At 60.1% G+C, this 17,886-nt stretch carries 15 protein-coding genes and 1 pseudogene; 11 read left to right on the forward strand and 5 right to left on the reverse strand.

Going from position 1 to position 17,886, the window contains the following annotated elements:
- Positions 1-31: 31 nt before the first annotated feature.
- Positions 32-448, reverse strand: a complete 417-nt coding sequence (locus tag KGA81_RS14995) for a DUF3010 family protein (RefSeq protein ID WP_046039547.1) — start codon at positions 446-448, stop codon at positions 32-34.
- Positions 449-509: 61 nt separating this feature from the next.
- The gene (locus tag KGA81_RS15000; RefSeq protein ID WP_223546978.1) at positions 510-911 is read right to left on the reverse strand and encodes a lysozyme inhibitor LprI family protein; all 402 of its coding nucleotides are present in this window, start codon (positions 909-911) and stop codon (positions 510-512) included.
- Between the two features lie 224 nt (positions 912-1,135).
- Here KGA81_RS15000 and KGA81_RS15005 point away from each other — a divergent pair, with 224 nt between their 5' ends.
- The 8 genes from KGA81_RS15005 to KGA81_RS15040 all read left to right on the forward strand — a co-directional run bounded on the left by KGA81_RS15005 (position 1,136) and on the right by KGA81_RS15040 (position 10,961).
- A complete protein-coding gene (locus tag KGA81_RS15005; RefSeq protein ID WP_223546979.1) occupies positions 1,136-2,113 on the forward strand; it encodes a dipeptidase in 978 nt (325 codons plus the stop codon).
- Between the two features lie 78 nt (positions 2,114-2,191).
- Positions 2,192-2,722: a DUF5943 domain-containing protein gene (locus KGA81_RS15010; RefSeq protein WP_008048169.1), complete on the forward strand. Its 531-nt coding sequence runs from the start codon at positions 2,192-2,194 to the stop codon at positions 2,720-2,722.
- Between the two features lie 15 nt (positions 2,723-2,737).
- Positions 2,738-4,798: a dimethylglycine demethylation protein DgcA gene (dgcA, locus tag KGA81_RS15015; RefSeq protein ID WP_223546980.1), complete on the forward strand. Its 2,061-nt coding sequence runs from the start codon at positions 2,738-2,740 to the stop codon at positions 4,796-4,798.
- A 183-nt stretch (positions 4,799-4,981) separates the two neighbouring features.
- Entirely contained in the window at positions 4,982-6,928 is a 1,947-nt protein-coding gene (dgcB, locus tag KGA81_RS15020; protein WP_223546981.1) for a dimethylglycine demethylation protein DgcB, read from the forward strand.
- Positions 6,928-8,148, forward strand: coding sequence for an electron transfer flavoprotein subunit alpha/FixB family protein (locus KGA81_RS15025; RefSeq protein WP_223546982.1), 1,221 nt, complete (start codon positions 6,928-6,930; stop codon positions 8,146-8,148). The genes dgcB and KGA81_RS15025 overlap by 1 nt, the downstream gene beginning before the upstream one ends.
- 15 nt (positions 8,149-8,163) lie before the next feature.
- Positions 8,164-8,934 (forward strand): electron transfer flavoprotein subunit beta, encoded by a 771-nt coding sequence (locus tag KGA81_RS15030; RefSeq protein WP_108216968.1) that lies wholly within the window; start codon positions 8,164-8,166, stop codon positions 8,932-8,934.
- Positions 8,935-9,003: 69 nt separating this feature from the next.
- The gene (locus KGA81_RS15035) at positions 9,004-9,570 is read left to right on the forward strand and encodes a GNAT family N-acetyltransferase (protein WP_223546983.1); all 567 of its coding nucleotides are present in this window, start codon (positions 9,004-9,006) and stop codon (positions 9,568-9,570) included.
- A 224-nt stretch (positions 9,571-9,794) separates the two neighbouring features.
- Positions 9,795-10,961 (forward strand): retropepsin-like aspartic protease, encoded by a 1,167-nt coding sequence (locus tag KGA81_RS15040; protein ID WP_223546984.1) that lies wholly within the window; start codon positions 9,795-9,797, stop codon positions 10,959-10,961.
- Positions 10,962-11,767: 806 nt separating this feature from the next.
- Here the strand turns inward: KGA81_RS15040 and gbcA are convergent.
- A complete protein-coding gene (gbcA, locus tag KGA81_RS15045) occupies positions 11,768-13,063 on the reverse strand; it encodes a glycine-betaine demethylase subunit GbcA (RefSeq protein WP_223546985.1) in 1,296 nt (431 codons plus the stop codon).
- A 282-nt stretch (positions 13,064-13,345) separates the two neighbouring features.
- Between gbcA and gbcB the strand changes: the two genes are divergently transcribed.
- Positions 13,346-14,446: a glycine-betaine demethylase subunit GbcB gene (gbcB, locus tag KGA81_RS15050; protein WP_223546986.1), complete on the forward strand. Its 1,101-nt coding sequence runs from the start codon at positions 13,346-13,348 to the stop codon at positions 14,444-14,446.
- 122 nt (positions 14,447-14,568) lie between these two features.
- On the opposite strand, the gene KGA81_RS15055 is transcribed toward gbcB, so the two are convergent.
- Positions 14,569-15,393 carry an SDR family oxidoreductase gene (locus KGA81_RS15055; RefSeq protein WP_223546987.1) on the reverse strand — a complete coding sequence of 275 codons (825 nt, stop codon included), beginning with the start codon at positions 15,391-15,393 and terminating at the stop codon, positions 14,569-14,571.
- Positions 15,394-15,531: 138 nt separating this feature from the next.
- Positions 15,532-16,572: a low specificity L-threonine aldolase gene (locus KGA81_RS15060; protein WP_223546988.1), complete on the reverse strand. Its 1,041-nt coding sequence runs from the start codon at positions 16,570-16,572 to the stop codon at positions 15,532-15,534.
- A gap of 156 nt (positions 16,573-16,728) precedes the next feature.
- Here KGA81_RS15060 and KGA81_RS15065 point away from each other — a divergent pair, with 156 nt between their 5' ends.
- Together KGA81_RS15065 and glyA are read left to right on the forward strand one after the other, a co-directional pair.
- Entirely contained in the window at positions 16,729-17,445 is a 717-nt protein-coding gene (locus KGA81_RS15065) for a TraX family protein (RefSeq protein WP_223546989.1), read from the forward strand.
- A gap of 284 nt (positions 17,446-17,729) precedes the next feature.
- Positions 17,730-17,886 (forward strand): annotated as a pseudogene (gene glyA / locus KGA81_RS15070) (serine hydroxymethyltransferase); the annotation flags it as partial.

The following is a 17,886-nucleotide window of genomic DNA, read 5'->3' on the forward strand; positions in this document are numbered from 1 at the left end:
ACATTAGTTCTTTGGTGCCTGGAGGATCAGGTTACTTCTTCACCAACGCCGAACACGCTGCCTTATAGGCCTCATGCTGATACTTGTTCAGCGTCCCCGGCAGTTCGAAGTTGTGCTTCTTGGCCTGTGCATTGATGGTCTGCGGCGACAGCAGGGCTACCTCGCAATTTTCCAGCAACTGGAAAACCCCCTCGATCTTGAACGTGGTCGGCCCGCCGGCGAACTCGCCTTTCTTGCTGCGCTTCTTGATCGCGATGCGGTCGATGGAGTTCTCACGGACAAACGAAGCGACCTGAGCGGCGAACACTTTGACGTTGGCGGCTTCATCGTCATCGTCCAGGGCAATTTTCTTGGTGGCGAGCGCGACATGGCCCAGCGCCTGACCGTCCAGCGTGGCCACGGCGATGATCGCTTCGCTGCCTTTGATTTCGATGCCGCAGACTTTCATGTTCAATCCCATTAGTGACAGAGGGTGTGCAGCTTACAGTTCAAGCTGGCCGGGAAACGGATCACTCCTGCCCGATCGACTCCAAAAACTCCGACCGTTCATCACTCATCCGCGCCACGCAATCGTTCTGGGCAATGGTGAACGCCTTGCTGCCAGCGGTGGCCGGGAAGGCTTCGACGGCGCAATCTGCGTCGCGGGTCTTCAGCCATTGCTGTTGGGCGGCTTTGATTCTGCCGGTGATGTCGGCCAGTTGCGTCGGGTTTTTGCCGTACTGCGACTGCATGCGGTCGTTCAGGCCCTGGAGGTTTTCCTTGAGCAGGTCTTCAGCGGTGGTTTTGCTGAAGGCCGAGCATTCGAGGGTCTGGACGTCGTTTTCGACTTTGTCGCACGGGTTGTCGTCGGACACCTCGGCTGCGTGTACGCCGGTTGCAATCAGTGCCAAAGCCAGAAGGATGGATTTCATTCAGGTCGCCGCTCTATTCCAGTGATGCGGCGAATTCTGGCCCAAGCCGAGGGCCTTGAACAGGTCGGTGATAGTGCCTGGCGACGACCCTTTGTCGCGGATTGACGCTTTCGGCAATTCCCCTGTCGTTTTTGCACCCGGCTGCTTAGGCACCGAGGCATATGCTGGCCCCAAAGCGCCGGCAGACGATTCGGCGCATGAATCGCTAACAAGGGGACAGCCTGATGAGCCCAGCCGAATTGCACGCCGACAGCATCGTTATCGACGGGCTGATTATTGCCAAGTGGAACCGTGAACTGTTCGAAGACATGCGCAAGGGCGGTTTGACCGCGGCCAACTGCACGGTGTCGGTGTGGGAGGGCTTTCAGGCCACCGTCAACAACATCGCCGCGAGCCAGAAGCTGATCCGCGAGAACAGCGACCTGGTGATTCCGGTGCGTACCACCGACGATATCCGCAAGGCCAAGGAACAGGGCAAGACCGGCATCCTCTTCGGCTTCCAGAATGCTCACGCGTTTGAAGACCAGATCGGCTACGTCGAGGTCTTCAAGCAGCTCGGCGTCGGTATTGTGCAGATGTGCTACAACACCCAGAACCTGGTCGGTACCGGTTGCTACGAGCGTGATGGCGGCCTGTCGGGCTTCGGTCGTGAAATCGTCGCCGAGATGAACCGGGTCGGCGTAATGTGCGACCTGTCCCACGTCGGCTCCAAGACTTCCGAAGAAGTCATCCTCGAATCCAAGAAGCCGGTCTGCTACTCCCACTGCCTGCCGTCGGGGCTCAAGGAGCACCCGCGCAACAAGTCCGATGAAGAGCTGAAGTTCATTGCCGACCACGGCGGTTTCGTCGGGGTGACCATGTTCGCGCCGTTCCTGGCCAAGGGCATCGATTCGACCATCGACGACTATGCCGAAGCGATCGAATACACCATGAACCTGGTTGGCGAAGACGCCATCGGCATCGGCACCGACTTCACCCAGGGCCATGGCCAGGACTTCTTCGAATACCTGACCCACGACAAGGGCTACGCCCGCCGCCTGACCAGCTTCGGCAAGATCATCAACCCGCTGGGCATCCGCACCGTGGGCGAGTTCCCGAACCTGACCGAGACCCTGCTCAAGCGCGGCCATTCCGAGCGCGTAGTGCGCAAGATCATGGGCGAGAACTGGGTCAACGTCTTGAAAGATGTCTGGGGCGAATAAGCCGCCGCTTTTCTGAATCCTTTCCCGCTGCCGCCCGTGCAGCGGGCAACACAACGAATTTTCCGGAGTCAAGTTTTCATGGCCAAGATCGCCCCGCAATTGCCAATCGAAGTCGACAGCGAAACCGGTGTCTGGACTTCCGACGCCCTGCCGATGCTGTATGTGCCGCGTCATTTCTTCGTCAACAACCACATGGGCATCGAGGAAGTGCTGGGCGCTGAAGCCTATGCCGAAATCCTCTACAAGGCCGGCTACAAGTCCGCCTGGCACTGGTGTGAAAAAGAAGCCGAATGCCACGGCCTGGAAGGCGTCGCGGTGTTCGAGCACTACATGAAGCGCCTGTCGCAGCGCGGCTGGGGCCTGTTCAAGATTCAGGACATCGACCTCGACAAAGGCACCGCCAGCGTCAAGCTCGAACACTCGGCGTTCGTTTACGTGTACGGCAAGGTCGGACGCAAGGTCGACTACATGTTCACTGGCTGGTTTGCAGGGGCTATGGACCAGATCCTCGCCGCTCGCGGCAGCAAGATCCGCACCGTGGCCGAGCAAGTCTACGGTGGCTCCGAAGAGGGCCACGAAGACGGTTTGTTCACCGTCAAGCCGTTGTAAGTCGAGGAACCCGCCATGGCTTTCGAAGCAATGTTCCAGCCAATTCAAATTGGCAAACTGACCATCCGCAACCGCGTGCTCAGCACCGCGCACGCCGAGGTTTATGCCACCGACGGCGGCATGACCACCGACCGGTACGTCAAGTATTACGAAGAGAAAGCCAAGGGCGGGATCGGCCTGGCGATTTGTGGCGGCTCGTCTGTCGTGGCGATCGACAGCCCGCAGGAGTGGTGGAGCTCGGTGAACCTGTCCACCGACCGCATCATTCCGCACTTCCAGAATCTGGCCGATGCCATGCACAAGCACGGCGCCAAGATCATGATCCAGATTACCCACATGGGTCGTCGCTCGCGTTGGGACGGTTTCAACTGGCCAACGTTGATGTCGCCGTCGGGCGTGCGTGAGCCGGTGCACCGTGCCACTTGCAAGACCATCGAGCCGGAAGAAATCTGGCGGGTGATCGGCAACTATGCGCAGGCTGCGCGTCGTGCCAAGGCCGGTGGCCTGGACGGCGTGGAATTGTCGGCCGTGCACCAGCACATGATCGACCAGTTCTGGAGCCCGCGCGTCAACAAGCGTACCGACGAATGGGGCGGTACCTTCGAAGGCCGCATGAAGTTCGGCCTGGAAGTCTTGAAAGCCGTGCGCGCCGAGGTCGGTGACGACTTCTGCGTGGGCATGCGTATCTGCGGTGATGAGTTCCACCCGGACGGCCTGTCCCACGAAGACATGAAGCAGATCGCCAAGTATTACGACGACACCGGCATGCTCGATTTCATCGGCGTCGTCGGCTCGGGTTGCGACACTCACAACACCCTGGCCAACGTGATTCCGAACATGAGTTACCCGCCCGAGCCGTTCCTGCACCTGGCGGCCGGGATCAAGGAAGTGGTCAAGGTTCCGGTGCTGCACGCACAGAACATCAAGGACCCGAACCAGGCCACGCGGATTCTGGAAGGCGGTTACGTCGACATGGTCGGCATGACCCGCGCCCACATCGCCGACCCGCACCTGATCGCCAAGATCAAGATGGGCCAGATCGACCAGATCAAGCAGTGTGTCGGCGCCAACTACTGCATCGACCGTCAATACCAGGGCCTGGATGTGTTGTGCATCCAGAACGCCGCCACTTCCCGTGAATACATGGGCCTGCCACACATCATCGAGAAAACCACCGGTGTGAAACGCAAAGTGGTGGTAGTTGGTGCCGGCCCTGCGGGGATGGAAGCCGCTCGTGTTGCCGCCGAACGTGGCCACAACGTGACCCTGTTCGAGAAGAAAGAATTCATCGGCGGCCAAATCACCACCGCTTCGAAAGCACCGCAACGGGACCAGATTGCCGGTATCACCCGCTGGTACCAACTGGAACTGGCCCGGTTGAAAGTCGATCTGCGCCTGGGCACTGCGGCGGATGCGCCGACCATCATGGACCTGCGTCCAGACGTGGTGGTGCTGGCCGTCGGTGGGCATCCGTTCATCGAGCAGAACGAACACTGGGGTGCGGCTGAAGGCCTGGTGGTCAGCAGCTGGGATGTGCTTGACGGCAAGGTGGCGCCTGGCAAGAACGTTCTGGTCTACGACACCATTTGCGAGTTCACCGGCATGTCTACCGCCGACTTCATTGCGGACAAGGGCAGCCAGGTCGAGATCGTCACCGACGACATCAAGCCGGGCGTGGCGATTGGCGGCACGTCGTTCCCGACGTACTACCGCAGCATGTACCCGAAAGAAGTGATCATGACCGGCGACATGATGCTGGAGAAGGTTTACCGCGAAGGCGACAAGCTGGTGGCGGTGCTGGAGAACGAATACACCGGTGCCAAAGAGGAGCGGGTGGTGGACCAGGTGGTCATCGAAAACGGTGTGCGCCCGGACGAGGAAATCTACTACGCCCTGAAGGAAGGCTCGCGCAACAAAGGCCAGATCGACGTCGAAGCCTTGTTCGCGATCAAGCCGCAACCTTGCCTTGCGCAGAGCGGCGACGGCTACCTGCTGTTCCGCATCGGTGACTGCGTGGCACAGCGCAACGTGCATGCGGCGATCTACGACGCGCTGCGGTTGTGCAAGGATTTCTAAGAGCTTGTGGATAACCCTTGTAGGAGCGAGCTTGCTCGCGATGGACGTGAACGATGACGCGGGGAATCTGATTTAACGCGACGTTCTCAGGTTTTTCGCGAGCGAGCTCGCTCCTACAAGGAATCTGGCAAGGCATCCAGGTAGTTTGGCCTGCAAGACCCTGCGGTCTTTGGGAGCTTCACCATGTTGAACACCCTTCTTCCAATCCTGCTGTTCGCCGCCCTGGGTCTTGGTGTCCTGGGCGCGTTGCGGCGGGTGGCCATGTGGCGCCGGGGCCGGGCTTCGAAAGTCGACCTGATCGGCGGCCTGTTCGCCATGCCCAAGCGCTACATGGTCGACTTGCACCACGTAGTGGCGCGGGACAAATACATTGCCAACACCCACGTCGCTACGGCCGGCGGTGCGGTAGCGTCCATCGTGCTGGCGATTGTGGTGCACGGTTTCGGCCTGCATAACCGCTTGCTCGGCTATGCGTTGCTGCTGATGACGGCGGTGATGTTCGTCGGTGCGATCTTTGTTTACCTGCGCCGGCGCAACCCTCCATCGCGCCTGTCGAAAGGCCCGTGGATGCGCCTGCCGAAAAGCCTGCTGGCGTTCTCGGCCTCGTTCTTCCTGTTGACCCTGCCGGTGGCGGGCATCCTCCCGGAAAACTTCGGTGGCTGGCTGTTGGCGGCGATTCTCGGGGTTGGCGTGCTGTGGGGCGTGTCGGAACTGTTCTTCGGCATGACCTGGGGCGGGCCGATGAAGCACGCCTTCGCCGGCGCCTTGCATCTGGCCTGGCACCGTCGCGCCGAACGCTTCGGTGGCGGTCGTTCCACGGGCCTCAAGCCTCTGGACTTGAACGACCCGACCGCGCCACTGGGCGTGGAAAAACCCAAGGATTTCACCTGGAACCAGTTGCTCGGCTTCGACGCCTGCGTGCAGTGCGGTAAATGTGAAGCAGCGTGCCCGGCGTTCGCCGCCGGCCAGCCACTGAACCCGAAAAAACTGATTCAGGACATGGTCGTCGGCCTGGCCGGCGGCACCGATGCCAAGTTCGCCGGCAGTCCGTATCCGGGCAAGGCCATCGGTGAGCACGCGGGCAATCCGCATCAACCGATCGTCAATGGTCTGGTGGATGCCGAGACCCTGTGGTCATGCACCACCTGCCGTGCCTGCGTCGAGGAATGCCCGATGATGATCGAGCACGTCGATGCCATTGTCGACATGCGTCGCCATCTGACCCTGGAAAAAGGCGCGACCCCGAACAAGGGGGCCGAAGTCCTGGAAAACCTGATCGCCACTGACAACCCGGGCGGTTTCGCGCCGGGCGGACGGATGAACTGGGCGGCAGATTTGAACCTCAATCTGCTCAGCGAAAAGAAATCCACCGACGTGCTGTTCTGGGTCGGCGACGGTGCCTTCGACATGCGCAACCAGCGCACCCTGCGCGCGTTCGTCAAAGTGCTCAAGGCGGCAAAAATCGACTTCGCCGTGCTTGGCCTCGAAGAGCGTGACAGCGGTGACGTGGCCCGGCGCCTGGGCGACGAAGCGACCTTCCAGCTGTTGGCCAAACGCAACATCCAGACCTTGGCCAAATACAGTTTCAACCGCATTGTCACCTGTGATCCGCACAGCTTCCACGTGCTGAAAAACGAATACGGCGCCTTCGATGGCAACTACCTGGTGCAGCACCACAGCACCTACATGGCGGAAATCATCGATGCTGGCGCGCTCAATCTCGGTCAGCACAAAGGCGACAGCGTGACCTACCACGACCCGTGCTACCTCGGCCGCTACAACGGCGAGTACGAGGCGCCGCGTCAGGTGTTGCGCGCCCTCGGGATCGAAGTGAAAGAGATGCAACGTTCCGGCTTCCGTTCGCGCTGCTGCGGCGGTGGTGGCGGTGCGCCGATCACCGACATTCCCGGCAAGCAACGTATTCCCGACATGCGCATGGACGATATCCGCGAAACCGGCGCCGAACTGGTGGCCGTGGGTTGCCCGCAATGCACGGCGATGCTCGAAGGCGTGGTCGAACCCCGTCCGCTGATCAAGGACATTGCCGAACTGGTGGCTGACGCGCTGCTGGAAGACGACGCAGCAAAGCCGGCCGCGCCGGCCAAACGTGAACCTGCGGAGGTGCACTGATGAGCGACATTATCCGCCGCGACCCGCGGGCCGAATGGATCGCGCGCAACCGCCTGCATCCACTGCACGCGGCGATGCAACCGGTGCAACACAGCTGGATGGGGCCTAACGGTGTCATCCGCAAGAATCCCCATGGCATTGGTTTTATCGGCCCCAACGGTATCAAGCGTATCGACCGTAGCGGCGCCCAGCAGGGTGGCGCGACCAAACGTTCAGCCGCTGTTGAAGTGCAGTTGCCATTGCATCAGGTGGCTGCGCCGGCGTTTTACATCAGCGTGGTGCCGGACATGGTCGGTGGTCGCTTGAGCAGTCACGACCGCGACCTGCTGGGCCTGGCCCATCAACTGGCCGGCAAGGACGGTGCGGTGCTGGCCGTGGTGTTCGGCGAACACAAGGAAAACGCTTTCGCCACGGCGGGCGTCGACCGCTTGCTGGTGCTGGAAGGTGAAGAATTCAACGGTTATGCACCGGAACAACGGGTCCAGGGCCTGCGGGCTGTGGATAACCAGTTCAGCCCGCGTCACTGGTTGCTGCCGGACAGCCGCAGTGGCGGCGGCGAACTCGGTCGGCGTTTTGCCGCGGCACTGGGCGAGCGTCCGGCCACGCGGGTCTGGCAGGTCAAGGATCAGGAATGCATTGGTCGAGCCGGTGCGGGTCTGCAAGACCTTGCCCGTCCGCTGGCGCGACTGATTCTGGCGGCTGCCGAGTGCGCCGAACCGGTCAGCGAAACCCGTCACGAAGCCTTGCCGGTGGAGTTATCCACAACCGTGGCACGCAGCCTGTCGCGGATCGAAGATCTGGGCGCAGTGGCAGTGGACCCGGCGGCAATTCCAATGGCTGAAGCCGAATTCATTTTCTCCGGTGGCAACGGGGTCAAGGACTGGGGGCTTTTCCACAGGACCGCCGAAGCCCTCGGCGCGACCGAAGGCGCCTCGCGGGTGGCAGTGGACGATGGCTTCATGGCCCGCGATCGTCAGGTCGGCGCGTCCGGCACCTGGGTCACCGCACGGGTCTATGTGGCAGTGGGGATTTCCGGGGCGATCCAGCACCTGCAAGGCATCGGTGCCTGCGACAAGGTGGTGGCGATCAACCTGGATCCTGGCTGCGACATGATCAAGCGTGCGGACCTCTCGGTGATCGGTGAGAGCGCGGAGATTCTTCAAGCCTTGATCGAGGCGGTAGAGGCTTATCGCAACGACGCCAAGCGCGATGCGGCTTAAGGGAAGGAAAGGGTTATGAGCACGAAAATCATCAGCCTGGTGTCCATCGGTGCCCACCCGACATCCGGTCGGCCGCGCCGCGCGGAACAGGATGCGCGGGCGGTAGAACTGGGCCTGCAACTGGCTGGGGATAACCTGCAAGTGCTGCATGCCGGCGACATCGCCGAGCCTGCATTGCGCGCTTACCTGGGCATGGGGCTGGAGCAACTGCATGTGTTGGAGCAACCGCAAGGCGCCGATGCACTACCGGCGCTGACCGAGTATCTGCGCGATGCCGGTGCTCAGGTGGTGTTGACCGGCAGTCAGGCGGAAACCGGCGAAGGCTCGGGCATGTTGCCGTTCCTGCTCGCCGAAAGCCTGGGCTGGCCGCTGGTGGTGGGGCTGGCTCAGGTCGAGTCCATCGACGGCGGTTCGGCACTGGTGCTGCAGGCTTTGCCGCGCGGTCAACGTCGTCGGCTCAAGGTGCGCCTGCCGTTTCTGGCAACGGTGGATAACGCCGCGCCCAAGCCTCGCCAGAGCGCTTACGGCCCGGCTCGACGCGGCGTGTTGCAAGCGCAGGAAGTTGAAGTCATCGATGATCAATTGCTCGCGGTCGCCAGCCTGCAACCGGCCAAGCCACGGCCCAAGCGCCTGAAGGTAATCAAGGCCAAGAGCGGCGCCGATCGTATGAAAGCAGCAACGGCGAAAGCCAGTGGCGGTGGCGGACAAGTGCTCAAAGGCGTTACGGCGCAAGCCGGGGCTGAGGCGATACTCAAGTTGTTGATTGAAGAAGGCGTGGTCCGCTAGCGTTTTTTGTAGGGGCTGCCGCAGGCTGCTCCTGCATGTGGACTGGATAAATCTGGCAGAGAAAAAACAATGGCAGTTGAGTTTCGTTCGGCAGTGCGTGCAGATGCGCGCGCGATTGCGCGTCTGTTCCAGATTTCCTCAGAGGGCGCTTCGGATTACATCTGGAGCCAGTTAGCCGAGCCCGGTCAGGACTTGCTGGATGTAGGTGCCATTCGATACGCCCGGGACGACGTGGATTTCTCCTACCAGAACTGCCTGATTGCCGAGGCTGGTGGTCAGGTCATTGGCATGATGCACAGCTACGTGATGCGCCACGATCCACTGGCGGTGCCGACGACCGACCCGGTACTGGCGCCTTACGCGGACATGGAGGTACCCGATACCCTGTACATCTCCAGCCTGGCCCTGCATGAAGGCTGGCGCAACCGGGGGCTGGGCGTGCAGTTTCTCGCCCATGCTCAAGAACGCGCCGAGGAGCTGGGGCTCAATGGCCTGAGCCTGATCGACTACGCCGCCAACACTGGCGCCCGGCGTTTTTACGAACGGCACGGTTTCGGGATCATCAAGACCTGCCAGGTCACCCCTCATCCCATGATCCGCGTCACCGGTGACGCTTATCTAATGCACAGGCCTTGAGCTTGCTCCAGGGGTCGACCGACGACGGTTATCCACAGCGCCACGAGCCCTCGCTCTCGTCCCACGCCGACGAGGGCGGTGAGCTACAGTTTTCTATGCGCTGATCAAAGGTGCAGCACGCTTTCGGGAGCTTTCAGACATTCAGCGCTGACTCATAAAACCCGGTTTTTATGATTGGCCTGAATATGAAGACTATCGCTCTTCTGGCGCTCTTTGCATCGGCCATGTGGTTATCCACAGGCTTGATCTCTGCCGCCCAGACAAACGCGTCCGTGGCTGATCAGGACTTTTATCGGTGGATAGACTCCGAACAGGGGCGCAAAGCGTCCCTGGCGCAACTGCGGCAACAATGCGACAAGGTTCTGGATGCCGATAGACACCTCAGCTGCTCGGTGACGGTCTTCGCCAGATTGCTCGAAGCCAAGGCCGCCAACCAACTCCCCGAATACTACCTGGCAATAAAAGCCAGGCATGCCCGGGCGATTGCCGCCAGCGCCGATCTGCAGCCCCTGTTCTCCACGTTTGGCAGCCAATCGCTGGCTGTCCTGGCGGCGACCGGCGATTTCACGGTCAAGGGTTCGACGCGGCATGAGGTGCTGCCGCTCCATCCGTATGCCAACGACTTTTACATCGCTGAACAAGTGCTGCCATTTATCGAGGTTGGTGCGGCCAATGGTGCCTCGGCGCGTTTTGTGCTGGACACGGGCGCACCGCAAACCCGGGTCAACATCGACACGGCGAAACAGATGGGCATCAGGTTGTTACCCGATGCTTTTTATCGCTACAGCACGTTTTATGGCGAAAAGGGCCTGGCCGCGAGGCTGGGAATTCTCGGGTCGCTGAAAGTCGGCAAACTCGAATTCAGGAACGTCCTGGTTTTTGTCAGCGATCGGGATAACCTGTTGGGGCTGGATCTGATCAGCAAGCTGGGGCGCTTGAAGATTACCAGCAGAACACTGGAGCTGAATCCACCGCCGGCCAAACACTGTGATGCGTCGATTGTCGTCAGCCGCCTGGATCTCAATCAACGGCTGGTGGTGGCCGCACAGCTCGATCGCCGGGCAACACAGGCCATCATCGATACCGGAAATGTCGACTACCTGACGGCCTCGTTGCCCGGCAGGCAGCTCAGTGTTGCGCAAGCACTGACACCGGAAAGCTCGAGCGTTTCCACCAACGACAACAAGCGTTTCCAACGCTTCGAGGGCGTATTGGCCCTGCAGGGCAATACCATGGCGGTCACCTACAAATACTACCCGGGCTTTACCATCCCGCCGTCGCTGATCGACGGGCAATATGTTCCGTCGATATTGCTCGGATGGCGCGCCTTCAAAGACTTTGAATTGAACCTGGACCTGGAATCAGGTCGCTCATGCCTCAATAAAATCTGAACAACTTCGGTGTTTACCCACAATCCCTGTTGGTGGTTCTGTGGATAACATGTTCGCCCTTCGCTACACCCCATACAAATCAAGCCTTGCGAGGCGTCGTTCAAAAAACAACCAGCCTTGCTCGTGGTTTTTCCAAGCTTTTTCAAGGGGATAAGTGCTGCTGGGGATGCAGACTTGCCCCCAATCTCTGTTGGCGCTTCTGTGGATAAGATGTTTGCTATCGGCTGTAGGCCTTATAAACAGCGGCCTTCATGGTTATGGTTAAAAAATGATCAATTGATGATTGTGAGCCGTAGAATTCCATGCAAACACCGGTTTCTTGCGGGTTACAGCGTTTTTCCACAGTGTTTTCGAAGTTAACCCCAAAGTCTGTTGGCGCTTCTGTGGATAAGGTGTTTGCCATCCTCTGGAAGCCTTTAATTCCGTGCCTTTCAGGCTGATGATCAAAAAATGATCAGTCCGGTCGTAGAAGCATGCTTCTGGATAAGTCACGGTTTTTCTGTGGTTTTTTTAGAGAAATTTTGCAGTCTTTCCACAGTTGTCCCCAATAGCTGTGGGTGGAGATGTGGATAACTTGTTTGCGGAAGGCTGGGAGGTGCGGCGGGCATAGGCCTGAACGAGATAGGTCATATTTCGTACAGTTCTAATGCGCTGAGAGAAAACCTGTCGCGGGCAAGCCCCTTGTAGGAGCGAGCTTGCTCGCGAAGGTCGTGAACGATAACGCGTAAAAACAGATGCCCAGCAGTGGCCTCGAGTTTTTCGTCGGAACGCCGCCCGGAGCAAGCCCGTTCCTACAGGGGAGAGCTTCAGCCGCTGACCGGAACCCCTTTGAGGTACGGCGCAGGCTCGGCCCCAAGATTGCTCAGCAGGCGCTCGCTGTACCAGTCCACGAAGTTCACCACGCCGAACTCATAGGTCTTGGAGTACGGGCCAGGCTGGTACGCGGTGGAGTTGATCCCGCGCTGGTTCTCTTCGGCCAGGCGACGGTCCTGGTCGTTGGTGGCATCCCAGACCTGGCGCATGCGCTCCACGTCGTAGTCCACGCCTTCGACCGCGTCCTTGTGCACGATCCACTTGGTGGTGACCATGGTTTCCTGAGCGCTGATCGGCCACACGGTGAACACGATGATGTGGTCGCCCATGCAGTGGTTCCAGGAGTGCGGCAGGTGCAGGATGCGCATCGAGCCCAGGTCCGGGTTCTTGATACGGCCCATCAACTTGGCGCAGCCCTGTTTGCCGTCCAGGGTCATCGACACGGTGCCCTTGAGCAGTGGCATGCGCACAATGCGGTTACGCAGGCCGAAGCTGGCGTGGGCGTAAGGAATCTTCTCGGCTTCCCAGGCAGCGGCGGAGGCGGCGACGTGGTCCTTGAAGGCCTGGTCGGCGCGCGGGTCGGTGACGTCGTCCCATTCCAGCAGGGTTTTCAGCAATTCCGGGTGCGACGCGTTGCAGTGGTAGCACTCGCGGTTGTTTTCCAGCACGAGTTTCCAGTTGGCCTTTTCCATCAAGGTGGTTTGCACCGCCACCTTGGTGTTCTCCATGTCGTACGGTTCCATGTAGTGGTTGAGCGTCGACAGGAAGTCATCAATGGCCGGCGGGTTTTCCGCCAGGCTGATGAAGATGTAGCCGCCGGCAGTCTTCACGTTCACCGGCTTGAGGCCGTACTGGTTCATGTCGAAGTCAGCGCCCATTTCGGTGCCGGCGAACAGCAGGCGGCCGTCGAGTTCGTAGGTCCACTGGTGGTAGTGGCAAACCAGCTTGGCGACCTTGCCCTTGTCGCTGGTGCACAGGCGCGAGCCACGGTGGCGGCAGACGTTATGGAACGCATGCACCACGCCTTCGGCGCCACGGATCACAATGATCGGGTTCTTGCCGATCTGCAGGGTCAGGTAGTTGCCCTTGGTCGGGATTTCGCAGGTCATGCCGGCGATCAACCACTCTTTCTGGAAGATTTCCTGCATGTCGATATCAAACAGGCGCTCGTCGGAGTAAAACGGCTGCGGCAGCGAGAAGGTGCGCTCGCGCTCTTGCAGCATCTGTGCAGTGGCCTTGCGTGCGGGTTCCAGCGGATCGCCCAGGCTCAGGGTAGTAGTGACGTCCATCATTTAATCCTCAAGGCCATTCTGTGTGGCCGGCGAATAGTGGCTACGGTTGTGCGACGCAAGACAAAAAACAGCAGTTATCTGTTGAGGCGAGTGTGGGGCCGGCGCTGCCCGGAACCTTATCCATGGGCGACATGGTGCAATCTGTTCCCGACGCGCAGGCCCCGGTCGTTGCGGGCTGGTCGCGATAAGCATGTCAATGTCGCAGATAGGTAAATGGGTGACTCGCGCTATACGCAGAATCGCCAATATGAAGGCCGACAGTCGGCCGTGGAGATCAGCATGTCCAACAGCTTCCTGAACCCGGTAACCACCCAGACCTGGGCCAATGGCCGACACATTGTCCGTTGCGTCAAAGTCATCCAGGAAACCTGGGATGTGCGCACCTTTTGCTTCATGGCCGATCAGCCGATCCTGTTCTTTTTCAAGCCCGGGCAATTCGTCACCCTGGAGCTGGAAATCGACGGCGTGCCGATCATGCGCTCCTACACCATTTCCAGTTCGCCGTCGGTGCCGTACAGCTTTTCGGTGACCATCAAGCGCGTGCCGGGGGGCAAGGTGTCCAACTGGCTGCACGACACGCTACATGAAGGCCAGGAACTGGCGGTGCACGGGCCGGTCGGGCTGTTCAATGCCATGGACTTCCCTGCGCCGAAAGTACTCTACCTCAGCGGCGGCGTCGGCATCACGCCCTGCATGTCCATGGCCCGCTGGTTCTACGACACCAATGGCAACGTCGACATGACGTTTATCCACAGCGCCCGCTCGCCCAAGGACATCATTTACCATCGCGAACTGGAACACATGGCGTCGCGGATCGAGAACTTCAGCCTGCACCTGATCTGCGAGAAACATGGCATGGGTGAGCCATGGGCCGGTTATCGCGGTTACCTGAACCACAGAATGCTTGAATTGATGGCGCCGGATTTCCTTGAGCGTGAAGTGTTCTGCTGCGGTCCGACACCGTATATGAACGCGGTCAAGCGCTTGCTGGAAGGCGCTGGCTTCGACATGTCGCGCTACCACGAAGAGTCCTTCGGCGCGACTCCGCCAGAAGCCCGCGCCGACGCCGTGGAGCACGCTGAACAAGCGGCCGAGGCAGCGGAAGTGGACGAGGCGGATCTGCATCAGGTGGAGTTCACGGCGTCCGGCAAGAGCATTCGCGTGGCTCCGGGCGAGACCGTGCATGCGGCGGCGGCCAAGGTCGGCCTGATGATCCCGAAAGCGTGCGGCATGGGCATCTGCGGCACCTGCAAGGTGCTGAAGCTGGGCGGCGAAGTGGAAATGGAGCACAACGGCGGGATCACCGAGGAAGACGAAGCCGAAGGGTTCATCCTGTCGTGCTGCAGTGTGCCGAAAGGCGACGTGCGTATCGAGTATTGATAAACACCCCGGAACCCTGTGGGAGCGAGCTTGCTCGCGATAGCGGTGGATCAGCCAACATTGCTGTTGAATCTGATTCCGTCATCGCGAGCAAGCTCGCTCCCACAGGTACGGTGTTTTTTTCAGTCAACGAATAGGTCAGTCATGAGTTTTTCGCTGCTGTCCGGTGCGAAGCGATAGTGTTCGAACTCCGTCACTCCGCTTTCCCGCAGTATTTCCTCATCAATCAATAAGCGCCCGGTCAGGCTGCGCCCGCTGCTGCTCAGAATGAGGTGGGCGGCATCGGCCATGATCGCAGGCACGCGCGCATGCTTGAACGATTCCCTCGAACCCAGCTGAAACTCGATGGCGGCGGTGGCGATCATGGTCTGTGGCCACAGCGAGTTGACGCTGATGCCGTAATTCCTGAATTCCTCACTCATGCCCAGGGTCAGCATGCTCATGCCGTATTTGGTCACGGTGTACGGGCTGTACTGGGCAAACCACTTGGTGGCCAGGTTCAGGGGTGGGGACAGGTTGAGGATGTGACCGCTGGATTTCTTCAGATAGGGCAGGGCGGCCTGGCTGCACAGCAAGACGGCGCGGGTGTTGATCTGATGCATCAGGTCAAAGCGCTTGAGTTCAAGGTGCTGGACCCCGGTCAGCTTGATCGCCCCGGCGTTGTTGATCAGTGCATCGATACTGCCGAAGTGTTCGTTGGCCTGGGCCAGCGCCTCGCGTACGACATCCTCTTCTCGCACATCCACCTGCAAGGCCAGCGCCTTGCCGCCAGCGGCTTCCACTTCCCGGGCCACACTGAAAATCGTGCCGGGCAGCTTGGGGTGGGGTTCGGCACTTTTGGCGGCGATCACGATGTTGGCCCCATCGCGTGCGGCCCGCAGCGCAATCTCGCGGCCGATGCCGCGGCTGGCACCGGTGATGAACAGGGTTTTGCCTTGCAACGACATGCTGACGCTCCTCGATTGTTTTTATCTGAACGGATCGCCAGTCAATGTAGACCGTAGGAGCTGGCTTGCCAGCGAAGGCGGTGTGTCAGGCCGACCGCATTGGGGCATTCGCCGGCAAGCCGGCTCCTACAGGGTGAATCAGGCGGCCATCACTTCTCGGATGTCCTTCGCCAGTTCACGCACACGCTCTTGCTCGGTGTCCCACGAGCACATGAAGCGTGCGCCGCCGTTGCCGATGAAGGTGTAGAAACGCCAGCCCTTGGCGGTCAGTGCCGCGATGGCCGGCTCCGACAGTTGCAGGAACACGCCGTTGGCCTGTACCGGGAACATCAGCTCCACTCCGGGAATGTCACTGACCAGTTCGGCCAGCAATTGCGCGCAGTGGTTGGCGTGTTTTGCGTATTTGAGCCAGGCGTCGTTTTCCAGGATTCCGACCCATGGTGCCGAGAGGAAGCGCATTTTCGACGCCAGTTGCCCAGCCTGTTTGCAGCGGTAATCGAAGTCTTCGGCGAGTTTGTGGTTGAAGAACAGAATCGCCTCACCCACCGCCATGCCGTTTTTCGTGCCGCCGAAGCACAACACGTCGACGCCGGCCTTCCAGGTCAGGTCGGCCGGGGTGCAGCCGAGGAATGCGCAGGCGTTGGAGAAGCGTGCGCCGTCCATGTGCAGGTTCAGGCCCAGTTCCTTGCAGGTGGCGCTGATGGCGCGGATTTCGTCCGGGGTGTAGACGCTGCCGACTTCGGTGGCCTGGGTCAGGGTCACCACACGAGGTTTCGGGTAGTGGATATCCTGGCGCTTGAGCGCGACCTCGCGGATCGAATCCGGGGTCAATTTGCCGTTTTCGGTGCGGGCGATCAGCAGTTTGGAGCCGTTGGAGAAGAATTCCGGGGCGCCACATTCGTCGGTTTCGACGTGGGCGGTTTCCGAGCAGATCACGCTGTGGTAACTCTGGCACAGCGACGACAGCGCCAGCGAGTTGGCGGCGGTGCCGTTGAAGGCGAAAAACACTTCGCAGTCGGTTGCAAACAGCTTGCGGAAATCGTCGGACGCGCGAGCGGTCCACTCGTCGTCGCCGTATGCGCGCTGGTGGCCGTGGTTGGCCTGTTCCATGGCCGCCCAGGCTTCAGGGCAGATACCGGAATAGTTGTCGCTGGCGAATTGTTGGCTCTTGTCGGTCATGGCCTGCTTCCGTGGTCGAGATGCCTATGGTGAAGCGTCCCGTGGTCAATGAGGGTGCGCACCGTACCCAAGATCGTCAGGTGGAGCGCACAGGATGTCGCTGTCGGGAACATACACAGTCGAAGGGCAATTATGCACGTGACGATGCACAGTGCCATGCACTTAAAGCAGCGGGACGGGGCTCTGGATTTGCTCAAGTGGCTGGCGCTTTTGAGCATGGTGCTCGATCACCTGCGATATGTCGGTTATTCCGCCGATTGGCTGTATGTGCCGGGACGCCTGGCGTTTGTGTGGTTCTGCCTGGCGATGGCGGCCAATCTGGCGCGCGTGCGGACTACGACGACCGATGGCCAGTGGCGCTATCTGGGGTGGTTGCTGCTGTTTAGCGCGGTGAGCGAAATTCCTTACCGAATGTTCATTCCCGATCCCGACACCTTGAATGTGCTGCCCACCCTTGCCCTGGGCTTGCTGGTGGTTCGTGGATGGCAGCAGCCGGTGCTTGCGTCGCGACTGCTGGCGGTTGGCGCGGTACTGCTGGCAGTGTTTTTCTCCCAGCGTTTGATGTTCGGTTTCTATGGCGTTCTGTTGCCGCTAGCGATGCTGCTGGTACTGCAACGGCCCTGGTATTTCGCACTGTTGGCGGGGCTGCTGTGCCTGGCGGCCAATCAATGGCAGGTGCTGTATTACTCTGTTCGATTGGGCAATCACGTGGCGATGGCAGCAGTCGCCACTTGTCTGATTGCGCCATGGCTTGGGCTGTTCTTGTTGCGACATTCCGAGGGCGTAAAACCACCGCCCATGCGACGTTGGGCGTATGCGCTGTATCCCGTGCATTTCCTGCTGTTGCTCGCAGTACGACAGGCCATCGCATGACCTTGTGGGAGCGAGCTTGCTCGCGATGGCGGCGCCACATCCGGCAATGATGGTGGCTGATCCACCGCTATCGCGAGCAAGCTCGCTCCCACAGGGGATCTGCGCTGGATCGACGGTCGTGTTCGGCCAGCCATTTCCCGCCATGTCGTAAACGCACCTTTGCGTGGCGTCCATAGGCATTTGACGACTCCAAGCCAGTCATACCATCGCTATCAAAGGGCACTGCCGAAAAGCCAGTGCCTCACCGAGACGAATGGCGCACTGCCGCCGCTGGGAGAGACGCGATGTTCAGCAAGCAAGACCAGATCCAGGGTTACGACGATGCACTGCTGGCGGCGATGAATGCCGAGGAGCAACGTCAGGAAGATCACATCGAGCTGATCGCGTCGGAGAACTACACCAGTAAGCGCGTGATGCAAGCGCAAGGCAGCGGCCTGACCA

Origin of the sequence: Pseudomonas sp. A-B-19, from assembly GCF_019947515.1 — a bacterium.
Lineage (GTDB): Bacteria > Pseudomonadota > Gammaproteobacteria > Pseudomonadales > Pseudomonadaceae > Aquipseudomonas.